Here is a 15,524-nt window from a genome sequence, read left to right as displayed (position 1 = left end):
AAATTAATTATTGTTTTGTTCCTCTGTGGCTATGTCTTTCTCTCCCTGTATGGACTTCATTTTTAGATTACCATTTATTATTGCTCCGTTGGCCACAGAGATCCCCTGTGCTTCTATGTCGCCCTGAACAGATGCGGTATTCTTTATATCCAAGATGCCCCTTACTTTTATGTTTCCAACCAATTGTCCGGCAATTTCCGCATCACCAGCCGAGATATTGGCCACAATTACAGATGACTCTGATGCCTTTAAATACCCCTTTGTTTTTAAACTACCCTTTACTTCACCCTCTACTACAATATTACCCTCACCCTTGAAGTTTCCCTCTACGCTGACAGAAGGCCCAATAATTGTGTCTATAGCCGAGCTATCGTTTTCCATGGATTGATTTTTGCCAAACATATATTTTATAGCATGAATTAATAATAATCTTATAGTTAGCTTAATATTTTTAGGGCTCATTGTAAAGCCCCACATAAAACAAAAATTGACCAGATTTTTTTGGCCAATTTTTGCTATTTTTATCAAAAATTACGGACCAATAACAGCGAAACATTGGGGGCTATTATTTACCCCCCAACAGCCCATCATAATTGAAAAATCACTAATATCAATAGTTTCTTTACCATCAGAGCCTGTTAGGCCATCAATATTTATAGGCCTTTTGCAAGCAGCTTTTATATTAGCCCCCAAGGCACAGGATTGAGGACTGTATTGATCATAATTATTTCCCCAGCAAGACATCAAAATACCAAGATCTACCACATCCACCTTGCCGCTGCAGTTTAGATCAGCTTTCATTTGTGGTATGCCGATCACAGCTCCACCCACCGCTTTTAGATAAATATTAAATTTTGGATTTTCATAATCATCTTCAAAAACCATAAACACTCCCTGATTCCAGGCCTTGTCAATGATTGGATTGCTCGCATCGCTCCCCTGGTCGCTTTCTTTTGTTCTTTCTGGAGTAAATTTTTCCGGAGTTGGGATATTGTTTGGGGCATCCCCACCAGGAGGCGTGTCTGACTTCAGGGTCGCTTTATCCAAAACAGTATGATAAGCAGTATAATAATAGCATCCTTTTGCTGATAAATAGGAGGCAGGATTATTCCAACAAAAAATTTCTTCATTCAACATTTCTATATAATCATTAGTTGTCTTGCCGGAGTTTTGAGAAAGCCACCTGGCCTTTAGTTGCTCTAGGTCAGAAGAATTTGGCACTGGCATACTATTGGGGTCTATATTATCTACCTCCCAATAAACATTTTTTAGTGCATCTTCTATGGTGTCTGGTCTTATTTGTGTGCCAGCACCAATAAAAGCAATGTGTAATTTTCCATCATTTTCAAAAGACATATACGGAGCAGTAATATTCGCCTCACCACGCCTGTCCGCCGCACCGCTTATTATATAGCTGGCCGTTTCTCCAGCCGGCTTGGTGCAAGCATAGGTTATACCATAAGGTAAATATAGATAATATATTGGGCTTAAGTTGCCACCCATATCCATTGTGCGATAAGCCAAGCCACAGGTGCCTTGGGGGGTAGTTGCAATCATATGAAATTCTCCAGTTGCTTCATTTAGTTCCATGTCGGTATAATCGCTAGTGGCGCCAAAAATCTCTTTCTTGTTTACGAAAGAATTATTTTTGTATTGTATATATTGGACATTTCTCCCCGGACAAATCGAGTCACTATCTCCAAATTGACGCCAGGTCAAATGGACGACATCATCCTTGTCAACCACAACATTTCCTGGCATTTGTGGTTTTGAACATTTATCATTTACTGTTATTGTTGCCTCCTCACTAATAGTACCACCAGAGGCCTTTATCTTTTTCATTTTTATAGCCCCATAACGATCAGTCTCCCGATACAGAACATATGCCTCCCCAGGGTTTTTTGTACTTAACGCCAGCCTTGGGCTATTTAAGGCGGGCAAATCCTTTTTTATTATGGTCCCGTCTGGTTCAATGACTATATATTTGACTGCAGTGACGATATGTATCTGGTCGCCATCTGTTATCCCAACCCTTGGGTCATTGGTCCCAGAGGCTAGGGGTATTACCGGGCCCTTTTTGATTTGTCCCATTTCCTGATAAATTTTTCTATAACAAACTCCACCAGCGCTAACACAGTCGTATGCCACATGTAGGTTTCCCATACTATCGACTACCACGGCTGGATTCCTAGCGTTGTCATCTATTTTTATCAAATCTGCCGAGCCACCGCCTGTCGGGCAGTCAGCCGGGCAATTGGCATTTGTCTCGCCACCCTCGCAGATCCCATTTCCACAATTAATTTGGGGAGTAGGTGGACAATCAGCCGGGCAATTTATACTATTTTCCCCAGTGTCACAAGTACCATTACCACAAAGCAATCCTCCCAGTAATCCATAGATAGAAAAATGAGAGATTTGTGCCTCGGCTTTATTATTTGCTTGGTCCAAGCTAGTTGTTTGTTTTATCCATTTATTATTACCGCTATCCCACAGTCCGATATATAAACTACTTTCGACAATCCCGGTCATTTCTGCGTTGGTATAATTAAAGGCCAATTTTATTGGTGGATCAAATTGCGCCCCACCCAAACCAAAATTGTAGGCCTTTATTACTTTTTCATTTGTTGGGGCACTCGGCACCGGGGAAGCTGGGGTTATTAGTATTTGGCTCAAAGGAGCCAATGCATTGTTTTGTAGCGTTGTATTATAATTTATAAACAAATCAACTTGATTGTCGGCTGTGCCAATATTCAAATCATATTTTGATTTATCAGTATTTAAATAAGGAGGTAGTTGGACAGGGAAATTACTTATTCTTGGCATTGTCATGCAATTCGTGGCGCAGCATTCGGTTGTTGGCGTATTATAATACCATCGATCACTCGCGCACATTTTCCCCAGCTTGCAATAAGAGTAGCCGGCTGAGCAGCCACCCTGACACGTCCCGCCCACGCAACAATAATTTGTATCACTAGCCGTAGCAAAGTTCCCAGTCGAGCAGGTCTGATTTGGTTGGCAAATTTTCCCAGCCAAATCAGCCACGCATTTTTTTGGGGTAGTGCCGGGGCTGGTTGTTTTTACTGTTATGTTTTTATATATAGACCCCTTTATACCCGGGTACATTGTACTATTGCCCAATCTTAAAACCATATTATCTGCTAGCCAGCCAAAGTTTTGATATTTTGCATTGGTTATTTGGCCAGGATCCCAATCTTTTAATGTTTGCCAAGTGCCGTTGGACCAATATTTATAAATCAAATGTTTGTTGTTGCTTCCCGCGCCCCACTCTATTCTAAATTTGTGGGTTTTATTTTCCCATGGTTCGTAAGGAAAATCACCGTACCATTCCCACGCCGGTGGGCACTGATCAGAGGGGGAGTCAGTGTCATCGCTACACCTTGAGCCCTTTACCCCATCATTTTCATGATGGCATTGCATATAATCACAAGTGTTGTTTATATTTGATCGATAATGAATCATTCCTGGATACTCCCCACCATATCCTTGTCCCAAGATTTTTAGTGTTATATAATTTGGATTTTGGCTTGTTTCATAGGGGTTGTTAACTCCGCTTTTATCCAAAATCGTAAAAACAGAATAACCAGTTTTTAGTGGCATATTATCAAGACTTATTCCAGAAACCTCAAACTCAACATACCCAGCCTGAGAACTATTACAAATAGGTATTTCTTTGAAGTCATTACCATTAGAAACAGACCAAAAATTCACATCTGTTTTTATATTACAATCTCCAGTCGGCCCGCCTGGAGTCCCCACAGCCGCTCCAATAGCTTCAAGGGTTGCTCTCCCATTATCACCGAGCTGGTCTTTAAATGATTTGCTATTTTTTAGATCAAAGCCAGCGGTTTGATGGAAGACCCACCCCGCCGCATTGTTATTTTTGGCTTGTTTGGCCGCCTCTACAAAGTGGCTCTGTGTAGGATCATCGCCAAAATTTTGTTCTTCTTGCAGGTAGATGGGAATATTCCTTACTGGGGACATATTATTTAAAATAGTTTTAACAGCCCCGATTCTCTCTCCTGTACTACTCCACCAGTCGGAGGTTCTGCTAAAATGTGGGGTATAAAAAGGGTTATTGGTTTTTGATAACTCATCAACTATTTGTGTTTGTACCATAGATGTATTGCCTCGGTTGGAAACAGTAATATATCTAGAGCCGTCAGCCGCTCGCACAGCTTCGGCGATTTTTTTTATGTCATCATGACTAGGGAAAGGCAGATAAGAGCTACTGCCATTATTATCATGCTCGTTCATTAAATCAAAAAACAAATTTGGTTTTCCTTGTAAGGCAGTGGTTATGTTGGTAGCCGCTTTTTGGTGTTTTGACAACAAACTTTGTAAGGACTCTCCATCTACATAATAAGATGGATTAAAATCAGTAATAACCAAGTCAACTATAATTCCCCTGGTCTTTGCCGCGTCTATTATTCTTTTGAGTTTTTCAATTTTTATTGTGTCTAGAGAGCCATCCTTTTTTGTCGTATCATATACAGTACTATTACGTGAACTATTTTGAGTCCCATCCTGCCACTGCCAATCAGCCCAAACACGGATCAGATTATAATTATTTTGTGCCAGATAATCCAAATCAGAAACCATTTTTGTCTCGTCCCAATTTATAGCATCGAAAACGGAAGCCCCCAAAAGAAAAGATGTTTGTCCGTTAATGGTAAAATTATTTTGATTTATAGCTAGCGTATTCACTTGTGTTGCCGCCATCCTTACACTATATTCTCCAGCCACTTCACCATATTGTTCTACATAAAAACAATTTGATAGCCGATCAGTTATTCCCGAACCATAAAGTAAAACCATTGAGGTAATAATAAAAACAAAAATCACCAAAAAAGACTTTAAACAAAAACTCCAATTTATTTTTTGTTTATTTTTTTTCATACCCTAATTTTAATTATCAAAATATTTTTATGGCGAGACGGGCGCCTTGCAACTATCACTAGTATTATTGCCCCAGCAGCCAAGCATTAGCCCAAAATCAACAATATTGACCGCACCGTCGATATTTATATCGGGTGATTTGTCACAACTTATCGAGCTGCTCACACACCCTATTTTAAAATTATCCTGCCAACAGGAAAGCAAAACACCAAGGTCGATTACGTCCACCCTGCCATCGCAGTTTAGATCAGCCATTAAGTTGGTATTATTAGTAAAGCAATCTACGCCTATTGGTCCAATTGTTGCATAGTCACTTTTTAGACTGTTACTAGAGCGATTAACCACAGCCACCTTGGTAATATTAAGATTTTTTGAATCAGTATAGGTGCCGATTTTTTGGTCATCATTGTAAATATCATAAACCGAACCTTGTTTTACCACTTTTAATACCAGCAAATTATCAACCTTGCTTTGTTCAGAGACCAAGACAAATTCTTTTGGGTTTGCATCATCACAATTGGGATAGCCAGGCAAATTGTCGGCGCTAGTGCCCTTGGTGCCATCACCATAATATTGGATCTCTAAGAATCTCTTGCATTGGTTGCTGTCGGTGCAGCCTAGTCCGGCTGAGCCAGTTGGGCTTGTTTTGCCGACCGCATTGGCAAAGGAAACCGGGTGCAGGGCAATCAGAAAATTTTTACAAGCATCAGGATCGCCCTCCATGAAAAGAATTTCAACTTCGTCTTCCGGACCAGACCTCTCTACTTTTACTTCAAAGTCAGTCGTGCCAGCAGGGATGTCGTTTTTCATAATGATTCCAGAAGTTGGATTATTCATACTTCCTTCTAGGTGTATGCGCGCATGAGTATTATCTGGAAAATCAACCTGTTTTTCTGGGCCACCCTTGAAATGAAACTTACTAAAATCAGTTAAAGTACTGTTTAAAAAATGATCCGCCGCATAGCACTGTCCGCTAGGGACTGGTGGGCAATCATTTGGGCAGTTAGCATTTGTTTCTCCAGGTTCATCACAGTTACCGTTATTATTACAAACTGGTGGTGGCGGTGGTTGTGGTGGTTGTATGGAGTTTCCGGTAAAAACAAATTTTACCGCGTCAGCCAAGACGGTTCCGTCGGCCCCAGATGCTGAAATTTTTACATAACAATCAGTACCAGCATTAAAAATAAATTTTCCAAGACTGTTCCACTTGCCATAGTTGCCACGCTGGTTGATAGTTGTATTTTGTGTGCCGTTGGCATGTTTTATTTCTGTTTTTACATTTGTAGCTTCCCCACCACCCCCACCGTTGTTGGCCCAGCCATGCCACTCAAAAACCTCATACTCACCACCGATGCCAATGGTTGGCCTGAAAGTAGCCGTAGCACTTTGATCAGTAGTATAAAAATATCCCCAACCTTCATCACCATCCCAGTTCCATTGTGAAAAATAAGGATTTGTTTTCGCCCCAGTATCTATGCCATTGGGCCAACTGCCAGTCGTTTCGACGGGCTTACTCCCCGGAGATGTATCATTATTATTAAAATTACCGACCAAAATATCGGCTACTACATAATAATCAGGTTTTTTAAATAATAAAATTCCATCACCCTTATTTTTTCCATCTTTGCCCGGATTGCCGGCATACTGTCCTGTTAAAACAACGGGGTCGCCATCCGTCAACTGCTTTCCATTATTAACAGTGGGAGATTGCCCCCCATAAAATCTATAATATGGGCCGGCATAGCCAGCCAAACCTTTTATATCACTATCTTTTATTGTTATATCTTTAAATGTTGGGTTAACAATTGCCGCTCCATTGTCAAAAAATCGGACATATGGGCAACGTTCATAAGTTGTGTAGTCAATTTTTTCATTGAAGCACAAGCTGTTAATTTTTTGTGCCTTACTTTTCGGATACCCCAAATCTGTCTGGTACTCATCGTACCAAAGATTTATTTGGTAGTATTGTCCAACCTCACGACCATAGAAAGCATCTCCCATCGTGTTGGTTGTTAAGCCATAGCGCATGTCGCTGAAATAATTTTTATAACGCTCTTTTTTTTCAGCAGTCCAATAAGAGGGATCAAATTTTTCATCAGTGCAGAGGATAAATCTATCCCCAGCATCGCTCCACGCCTGGAGTGTTTTTAGATAGTCATTCCACGAATTTATATAGAACATGCAAGACTCAACTATAAAACCATCATGCCAAGATGCTACACTGCTGGGGAGAACCACACCATTACCATCATTTGTTATTACATATTTTTTACCAGTATATTGTTTTTCTGCGGTAAATGTTTCTTTCAGCCCAGCCTGCCAAGAGCTAGTTTTTTCCGCCAGCGTGTCTGCCACGAAATCAAGATTGAAATCCACATTGTCAAACTCTGATTCGGCCCCGGTAAAACGGAAAGCATCATACCAAATAGCATCTATAGATTTTAAATAAGAGGATGAAACATTTTTGTATTTATCATTAATATAAAAAGCTATATTGTCTTTATAGGTTGGATTTCTTGTGGAAACATTTACCAACCAGCCCCCAACTTTTGGTACCTGGATAACATAATCACCGGCACTATAATTTTTATCTACGTGCCCAGCGCCAACACCCCTTAGCGTCGTATTAGCTGCATCTATTGAAGCATAAGAAAAACGATCAAGCCCAGGGTAGTTTACGATTTGGTCAATATCACTAAGCTTATTTGGTCCAACAACAATAATAGATCTTCCATTGCCAGTAGATAGTCCGTCAATTTTATTTAATTTTATATCAACATCCGTAGTATTTGGTGCCACATCTTGTGCTAGCTGGTAGCCGTCACTTCTGAAGGCTAAATATGGCAAAACATCGACAAAATCATCCTCTTTTTGTGTCTCATCTAGTAGAGAGACCGCGCTTCTAAGTTGGCCAAAAATTATTACCTGATTATTTTTATTTTTTATTGCTTGAGCACAGCTAGAGTTACCATAAGAGACGCCTACCACATCAAAGTTTCCCGAGATCTCAGCGCAACCAGTGAAATAGGAGTCTGCCGATGGGGTAACATAGGTAACCCTTGGGTATGAGGGGTTCCAGTTGGGCTCATCTCCTGCCGCTATTCTCACCGCATATTCCCCCGCCACTGATCCTCCTATAGGGTAGTAAAAAATTTTTGACAGTTGTTCTGTTAGCCCGGTTTTCAGGGCTATAATATTTCCACATAAAATAAAAACCGCTATAAAAAAAGCGGACTTTAAAACAAAGTTAGTTTTTTTTAGGGTTTGTTTTTGATTATCACCAAAAATCTCGGACATCATACAATCCGTTATTTTCTATATTATTATTATAACACAATTATTTTATTTTGAAATTATTTTTGTTTGCCAAGAACCCAAAAATAAATTATGCTTTAGTTAGTCCAATACATTTTCGGATCTATTCGCAGACATGGCACAGTGCCAAGAGTTTGTTATTTTCTCTCCCCATAGTTCAACGGATAGAACAAGGGACTCCTAAGCCCTAGATGTAGGTTCAATTCCTACTGGGGAGAATAGACCAGAGTTTGTTTATAAAGAGGTAAAAAGTTTTTGTCAACGCAATTGTGGACAAGTTGGGTAAAAAAGTTGATAATAGGGGATAATATTTTTAATATCCCCTGGCTCGTTTGGTTATATCCCCATATTTGCACCTGCCCGCCATGGCCTCGGGCTTATAGTTAAACGGTATAACACGGCATTCGTCCCACACTTTTAAACCCTTATTTTAGTGGGCCAATAGCTCATTTGGTAGAGCGCGGCATTCGCATTGCCGAGGTGGGGGGTTCGAATCCCCCTTGGTCCACCAAAACAAGGGGAATTAATAGTCGCCACTTTTTAGCAAGGGTATTTTTATTTGTTGTTTTGGAAAAAGTGAGGGACCGGGTTCCGGGTTTGCCGACATGAAGTCGGCATCCCGAGTTTATCTCGGGACAATTCCCGGTAAGTCCACCAGAATTTATTTTATATTAGCCAATTTGATTTTATTTTTTACATCAATTATACTTTATAATAATAATTATATTTTGGGCCCTTAGCTCATCTGGTAGAGCGTCCCGACAAGCTTGGTGCTGTCGGGGAGGTGAGGACTTGCTTATGAACAAAATTGGTGTTTATGTTCTAAAAAGTTTAAAAAATAGTAGTTATTATGTTGGTAGCTCAAAAAATGTCGACCATAGACTCATTGAGCACAATGCTGGATTAGTAAAATCAACCAAGGGCCTAAGACCGTGGCAACTGATTATGTTTTATCCCTTGTTAGATATTAAAGAGGCAAGAAGACTAGAGTATAGAATTAAAAGATTAAAAAGTCGGAAAATTATTGAGAAAATTATAAAAAGTGGGTGTATAAGTTTAAGATAAGGGCCCTTAGCTCATCTGGTAGAGCGCTTCCATGGCATGGAAGAGGTGAGGGGTTCGATCCCCCTAGGGTCCACCAATATATATTAAACAGCTAGAAATAGCTGTTTTTTGGGGTTAATTTTATGACTTTTAAGGGGATCGAAGGGTAGAAGCGAACAAGGAGCATAGTGACGCAGTGGGCGTCGTCAAAAGTGCCAGCGGCACTTTTGTGCGCTACCCAGGAACCGATCCCCCTAGGGTCCACCAGATTAATTTAAAACAGCCGATGGGGGCTGTTTTTAGTTTTAAACAGATTTGCTAAACAATACACAGGTTATCAACATTATTTTTTTTATCAAAAAAGCAATATTTAACTAATATTAGCAAAAAATAATAAAAAATAGACAAATTTCACAAAAAATAATTTATTTTCAAGAAAAGAATAATATTTGCTAAAATTAAATAATAATTAAAATTATAGTAATTTTTTTAAAATATATTATTTTTTCTAAAATATCAAAAAGAATAAAAAACAATAAAAAAGAATAATTAATATCCACTTTATCGCAAGAGAGACAGAATATATATTAATTAATATTAAAGACAATGAGCATCGGGCACCAGAGATCTAATAAAACAGGCAAGACCAAAGAAAAAGAGTAATTTTAATAAAATAATTTAAAAATTAAAAATATTAAAGCAGAATCGCCACAAAAACAAAAGAAAATTGTAATTATACTGATAATGTCAAGATAATTATATGGCTTTGTCTACAAATATGTGGACAAGTTGGGTAAAAACATTAAAAAATGTTGAAAAATGTTCCACGTGGAACATTTTTTAATTTATAAAATAAACAATATTAGCCAAAAAAATAAAACAAAGACAAAAATACAGTGGTTATTAATTTTTTTGTTAATAAGTGATATAATAAATATATAATGAGTGATAATCAACACCATATGGTGATATCCACCACCACAATATAAAGCATAAAATAAATACAAAAATTAGCCAATCCACCAACAGACAGACAAAAACAAAATAACCGGCCGACTTGGTACCAAAACAAAAAAGTCAATATTTAAACAAAAATAATTACAAAAATAAAATGTACTCTCAAATTTTTCAAGAAATAGGGCTAACGCCCAATGAAGCAAAAATTTACGAAACCCTACTTAATGAAGGGGCACTTAATGTATCTTCAGTTTCGCTTAATTCTGGTATCCACCGTCGCAACGCTTATGATGCCATTGATCGATTGGTGGAAAAAGGCCTAATTTTTCCAGTATTAAGTAAAGAGGAAAATACCTATAAAGCTGCCAGCCCCTCAAAATTACTAGAAATTATCAGGGCCAAAGAGAACAAACTCTCGGCCATTTTGCCAGCCCTAGAGGAGCAATACCACAAAAACCCGCGCAAACAAGAAATTTTTGTCTATCGCGGGCTCGAAGGAGTTAAAAATTATTTACGTGATATTTTAAAAACCGGCGCCGATCTTTATACGATTGGCAGCGCCGGTTTTTTATTTAATGAAAAAATAAAAAGTTTCGTTAATAGTTTTCACCTAGAAGCGGAGGCAATAGGGCTAAAAGAAAAACACATTTTGAATAGTATCCAAAAAGATATATTTTTTGAGGGCAGCAAAATTTCTGCTGACAGTTGCAAATTTTTACCAGAAGGTAAGGCAAGCGACATGAGTATCAATATTTTTGGTGATCACATTGTTTCTGTTGTTGAAGGTGAAAACGAGAAAGACTTGGCCCTCTATGTGATCATTGATAATAATTTAGCCAAAGGATATCAGCAGATTTTTGATATACTTTGGGCAACCCTGCCATAAAAAACAACCAGCAATTAACAACCAATAAAAAACAAACCCTGATCTAGTGATCAGGGTTTTGAATCAAGAAAGGCTATTTCTGGGGAGCGTTAAATCCAGCGATGATTATCTTATCCCCAAATTCTTTTTTGAGAGGCTCCAGCTCGGCCATAAGTTTTCCTAGTGTTAGCTCACCTTTAGCAATGGCAAAAAACCAAAAAGGTTCTTGAGTGGTGATTAATTGACCATAGCCATGGTCCCCCATAGCGATTCTCGCCGCCGTGGCAGCTTCCGTATTGGCCGCATAATCAGCTGGCAAATTGGCACGGTTTATAAAAAACCCTGGTGGCAAATCAGCCGCTTTGGTAGAGTCAAAAATCCCCGTGCCATCATAGTATGCCGCACGGGCAAAATGATGTTCTTTTTTAACTGGCAAATGTCCAACATAGGGCAAGCCAGTTTTTACTGCCAAATCTTGAGCAAACCTTACACCAAGCTCATCCGAATTGCCGGTCAGACCATTAAGTCGTGCGTAAATGGCAGCCGCACCGCAACTCTCGTGGCTAGTAATGCCTCTGGCTCCAGACTTAGCGCAAAATTCAGCGGCCGCATCCAAGCCCAAAAGAATTCCAGAACCAGCACAATGTATGCCGCCAGGCGTTCTTTCGTCCATGCAGTGGACATGGTGATCGTCGGCATTAAAAGCCGCGGCCAGGTCGGCCACACTGGCAAAATATTCTTCGGCGCCCAATTGCTTTATTTTTTGGTAAATCGCCAACTGTCCTGTCCAGTCTCTCTCAATTTGATCCCTGTGGCTGTGTTCCATGGTCTCTCCTTCCTTATGACCCATATTTTTTGGATTTAATTTTTAAAACTTTTTTATTATTCTATCCCCATTTTAATAACCAGTCAAGTGTCAAAAAATACTGAGAATGGCACAGGTTGACCTCACAGATTATTCGTGCTACTATAAATTCAACAGTAAAGGTCGTTTTTACTAAACAATTTGTACCTTATAAACTCATCAGCAAAGAAATATGGTAAATGATAAAGAGTTCTTGGAATATGTTGTCAAGGCTCTCGTTGATCACCCGGAAAAGGTTTCCGTGGAAAGAAAAGTGGATGAAATGGGAGTTCTCTTAACTCTCAATCTCGCCCCAGAAGATATGGGTTATGTTATTGGCCGCAAAGGCCAAAATGCCAAGGCTGTCCGCACCTTGCTCCGCTTGGTCGGCGCCAGAAACAATGCCCACGTCAATCTGAAAATCAATGAGCCAGAAGGCGGCCGAAGGTCCATGGGCATGTCTCATAGCGAAGATATGACCGACACTTCCGCAGTCGACGACTTGAAGATTTAATTTTTGTTTAACAAAAGAGCCATGCTACAATAGTAGAGTGGCTCTTTTAATTTTCAATTTACAATTTTCCCCTCCTCTCTGAGGAGGGGACTTCCCGAAGGGAAGGGGGTGGTGGGAGATATTCTCTATGCGTCTAACTCATAATTTAAACAAATATAAGCCACTTAGAAAAAAATTAAGAAACAAAGCTACTGAAGAAGAAGCTATCCTTTGGGCTCAAATTAGGAACAATCAATTGGGAGCTAAATTTAGACGCCAAGCTAGTTTCGGCACATATATTGTGGACTTTTATTGTCCGAGCCATAAACTAGTTATTGAGCTTGATGGTAGCCAACACTTAGAAGCCAATTTAGAATATGATAATAAAAGAACAGAATATTTGAATACACTAGGTTTAAAAATTTTAAGAATATGGAATAATGATATTCGCTATAATCTATCAGGAGTTGTTGAAGAGATAAAACATGTTTGGGCTAGTTGTCCCACCACCCCGTCCTCTCCCGCGACTGCGGGATCGGCCACCCCTCCTCAAGAAGGAGGGGAAAGAAATTGAAAATTAATAGATTGTCCTATGCACTTTGAAGTTATCACCATTTTTCCCAATATCCTGGATTCATATTTCAATGAATCTATTTTAAAGCGCGCACAAAAGAAAAAATTGATCACCATAAATTTTCACGATCCACGCCAATTTGCCACCGATGTGCACAAGACTGTAGATGATCGCCCCTTTGGCGGGGGACCGGGCATGCTCATGAAAATCGAGCCACTTTACAAAACTTTAAAGAAGATTAAACGCGCCAAAAAATCACGAGTCATTCTTTTTGATCCCGCTGGCAAAAAATTTGATCAAGCCAAGGCCCAAGAATTCTCCAAGCTGGATCAGCTCATTATGATCGCCGGCCGCTATGAAGGCGTGGACGCCCGGGTGGAAAAATTTATTGATGAAAAAATTTCCATCGGCCCATACGTTTTATCCGGTGGAGAATTGCCAGCCGCGATCGTAGTTGAGGCGGTCTCGCGATTACTGCCCGGCGTCTTGGGTGATGATCAGTCATCGGTCGAAGAAACATTTTCCGGTGACGGTAGCTATGTCGAATACCCACACTACACTCGACCAGAAGTTTTTGAATATATGGAAAAAGGCAAAAAGAAAAAATTGGCTGTACCCAAGGTATTATTATCAGGAAACCACAGAGAGATAAAAGAGTGGCGAGAGGAACACCGGAAATAATTTTCAATTTCTAATTTTTAATTTTCAAACAATTTTATAATATCTTAATTTTAAAATTGGGAAATTGATTAATTGTTTAAAAATTGTAAATTGAAAATTGTATAATTGACTTGTCGCTGCCCCCATGTTATTCTATTATTTAATAAAGTTATAAATTAAATCATAAAAGTATGCCAGCTATAAAAAGAGAGAGAACCCTTGTCATTTTGAAACCAGACGCTGTCCAGCGCGCCTTGATAGGGGAGATTGTAAAACGCTTTGAGCAAACTGGCCTTCGCCTGGCTGCTATAAAAATTATGATGGCCAAAGAAGAAGCCCTGTGGTCTCATTATAATAAAGACGATAAGTGGTTTTTGGAGAAAGGCGAGATGCTCGTCGGTAAAATGAAGGACAAAGGTCTGACCCCAGAAAAAGAGCCGGTTGAATATGGTAAAGACATTGTCAGGCAGTTGGTCGAATTTATGACTGCCGGCCCGGTTATCCCGATGGTTTTTGAGGGCAATCAGGCCGTGGCAGTAGTTCGCAAAATCACCGGGGGTACAGAGCCGGCCACCTCTGACGTCGGCACTATTAGGGGTGATTATACTGTTGATTCCTATGATCTGGCCAACCTGTCCGGCCGCGCGGTCCGCAACCTAGTACACTGTTCTGAATCACCGGAAGAAGCAGAAAGAGAAATAAAATTGTGGTTTGATGATAATGAAATCTTGAGCTATAATCTGGCACATGACAAAATACTTTATGATGTCAACTTGGATGGGATCAAAGAATAAGTATTAAGACTTAATAATTGTGATTTTAAAAAAGCGGCCATGCGGCCGTTTTTTTGTGGGTATTTTTTTCAAATATAAAAGCCCGTAGAAATAGAATTGCTTTTATATTTTTACAATTCCTTTCTACGGGCTCGTTTTTCCTCCCGTTTGTTTTCCGCCAGCTGGCGGATTTTTGTTTTTATTTTTTATTATCTGCCATGGCGAGGAGCACGACGCACGAGTTGCTCTCGTTTATGTCGGCTCACTCGCCAGGCAGGGTTAAGGGACTAGTTCAGGGGTTTGGGATCCAGGTATTTCGGAACCCATTTTTCATTTGTCATCAAGCGTGCGGTCGGAGCAACCACGCCACGCACCACCAGCAGATGAACCTTTACACCACCGGTTTGGACCCCAATTATCAAGCCGAGAAAATTGTTGGGGAGTGGCCCACAGACCTGGTGTTCACCAGGACCCGTGAACCAGACCAACTCCGGCTCAGCATCAGCCGAGCGGTAGATTTTGAGATACCACCGCTGACCAGCCTCGCAGGAGACCGTGATGTAGGGTGTCATTCCGGCCAGTGTTGCTGGGGGCGACATCCAATATGCCGGCAACTTGTTCTCATCATTGCCGGAACCGGTAGAATCTCCAACACCAATGCCACGGGTGTTGGAGAGGAGCGTAATCTCCACCAACGGGGGTGGCGCTGTCACGGTGATGATTGCAGACTGGCGGACAGAAGATCCGCCACTGGTCACCGTGAGGCTCGCCTCAAACGTTCCGGCATTTTGATAGACATAGGTTCCAGACCAACCCGAGAAGTGGCCACCATCGCCGAAACTCCAGTAAGGAGTTCCGGTTCCGGTCGCAGAGAAGGTGACCGTCAACGGCTTCAGGCCACTACGGGGCTCGATGGAGAAGGTCAGGATGACGGGTGCCGGCGGATTAACCGTAACCGTCACATTGTCGGTCGCCGTGCGGTTGTCCGCATCCTTGGCCGTGACTGTGTAGGTCGTGTTGGTTGTCGGGTTGACGTTGATCGATGATCCACTGGCGCCATTGCTCCACGTGTAAGTGTAAGG

Annotated in this window: 11 protein-coding genes and 3 tRNA genes; 9 read left to right on the top strand and 5 right to left on the bottom strand. The window is 40.5% G+C overall.

The features are described from left to right. Nucleotides 1–3 precede the first annotated feature (3 nt). The 3 genes from GYA54_01430 to GYA54_01420 all read right to left on the bottom strand — a co-directional run bounded on the left by GYA54_01430 (nt 4) and on the right by GYA54_01420 (nt 8,217). Nucleotides 4–402, bottom strand: coding sequence for a polymer-forming cytoskeletal protein (locus GYA54_01430; GenBank protein NMC51371.1), 399 nt, complete (start codon nt 400–402; stop codon nt 4–6). 129 nt (nt 403–531) lie between these two features. Continuing rightward, a complete protein-coding gene (locus tag GYA54_01425; protein ID NMC51370.1) occupies nt 532–4,917 on the bottom strand; it encodes a glycoside hydrolase family 5 protein in 4,386 nt (1,461 codons plus the stop codon). 27 nt (nt 4,918–4,944) lie between these two features. Next, nucleotides 4,945–8,217 carry a hypothetical protein gene (locus GYA54_01420; GenBank protein NMC51369.1) on the bottom strand — a complete coding sequence of 1,091 codons (3,273 nt, stop codon included), beginning with the start codon at nt 8,215–8,217 and terminating at the stop codon, nt 4,945–4,947. A 161-nt stretch (nt 8,218–8,378) separates the two neighbouring features. On the opposite strand from GYA54_01420, the gene GYA54_01415 reads away from it, so the two are divergent. The 5 genes from GYA54_01415 to GYA54_01395 all read left to right on the top strand — a co-directional run bounded on the left by GYA54_01415 (nt 8,379) and on the right by GYA54_01395 (nt 11,119). Continuing rightward, a tRNA-Arg gene (locus GYA54_01415) sits at nt 8,379–8,450 on the top strand. A gap of 217 nt (nt 8,451–8,667) precedes the next feature. Then, nucleotides 8,668–8,743, top strand: a tRNA-Ala gene (locus GYA54_01410). Between the two features lie 287 nt (nt 8,744–9,030). Further along, nucleotides 9,031–9,297 (top strand): GIY-YIG nuclease family protein, encoded by a 267-nt coding sequence (locus GYA54_01405; protein NMC51368.1) that lies wholly within the window; start codon nt 9,031–9,033, stop codon nt 9,295–9,297. After that, nucleotides 9,298–9,373: transfer RNA gene (locus GYA54_01400), tRNA-Ala, on the top strand. A gap of 1,014 nt (nt 9,374–10,387) precedes the next feature. Next, entirely contained in the window at nt 10,388–11,119 is a 732-nt protein-coding gene (locus GYA54_01395) for a hypothetical protein (GenBank protein NMC51367.1), read from the top strand. Nucleotides 11,120–11,192: 73 nt separating this feature from the next. Here GYA54_01395 and GYA54_01390 read toward each other — a convergent pair whose 3' ends face one another. Further along, a complete protein-coding gene (locus GYA54_01390) occupies nt 11,193–11,948 on the bottom strand; it encodes a hypothetical protein (protein ID NMC51366.1) in 756 nt (251 codons plus the stop codon). Nucleotides 11,949–12,135: 187 nt separating this feature from the next. Between GYA54_01390 and GYA54_01385 the strand changes: the two genes are divergently transcribed. The 4 genes from GYA54_01385 to GYA54_01370 all read left to right on the top strand — a co-directional run bounded on the left by GYA54_01385 (nt 12,136) and on the right by GYA54_01370 (nt 14,463). After that, nucleotides 12,136–12,456: a KH domain-containing protein gene (locus tag GYA54_01385; GenBank protein ID NMC51365.1), complete on the top strand. Its 321-nt coding sequence runs from the start codon at nt 12,136–12,138 to the stop codon at nt 12,454–12,456. A 127-nt stretch (nt 12,457–12,583) separates the two neighbouring features. Next, the gene (locus GYA54_01380; GenBank protein NMC51364.1) at nt 12,584–13,009 is read left to right on the top strand and encodes an endonuclease domain-containing protein; all 426 of its coding nucleotides are present in this window, start codon (nt 12,584–12,586) and stop codon (nt 13,007–13,009) included. A gap of 18 nt (nt 13,010–13,027) precedes the next feature. Further along, a complete protein-coding gene (gene trmD / locus GYA54_01375; protein ID NMC51363.1) occupies nt 13,028–13,690 on the top strand; it encodes a tRNA (guanosine(37)-N1)-methyltransferase TrmD in 663 nt (220 codons plus the stop codon). A 170-nt stretch (nt 13,691–13,860) separates the two neighbouring features. Then, nucleotides 13,861–14,463 (top strand): nucleoside-diphosphate kinase, encoded by a 603-nt coding sequence (locus tag GYA54_01370; protein ID NMC51362.1) that lies wholly within the window; start codon nt 13,861–13,863, stop codon nt 14,461–14,463. A gap of 266 nt (nt 14,464–14,729) precedes the next feature. Here the strand turns inward: GYA54_01370 and GYA54_01365 are convergent. Further along, a partial coding sequence (locus tag GYA54_01365; GenBank protein ID NMC51361.1) for a hypothetical protein occupies nt 14,730–15,524 on the bottom strand: 795 nt, incomplete at its 5' end.

It is taken from the genome of Candidatus Kuenenbacteria bacterium (assembly GCA_012797775.1).
Classification (GTDB): Bacteria; Patescibacteriota; Patescibacteriia; order UBA2196; family GWA2-42-15; genus JAAZMX01.
This window is presented reverse-complemented; position numbering and strand designations above follow the sequence as displayed.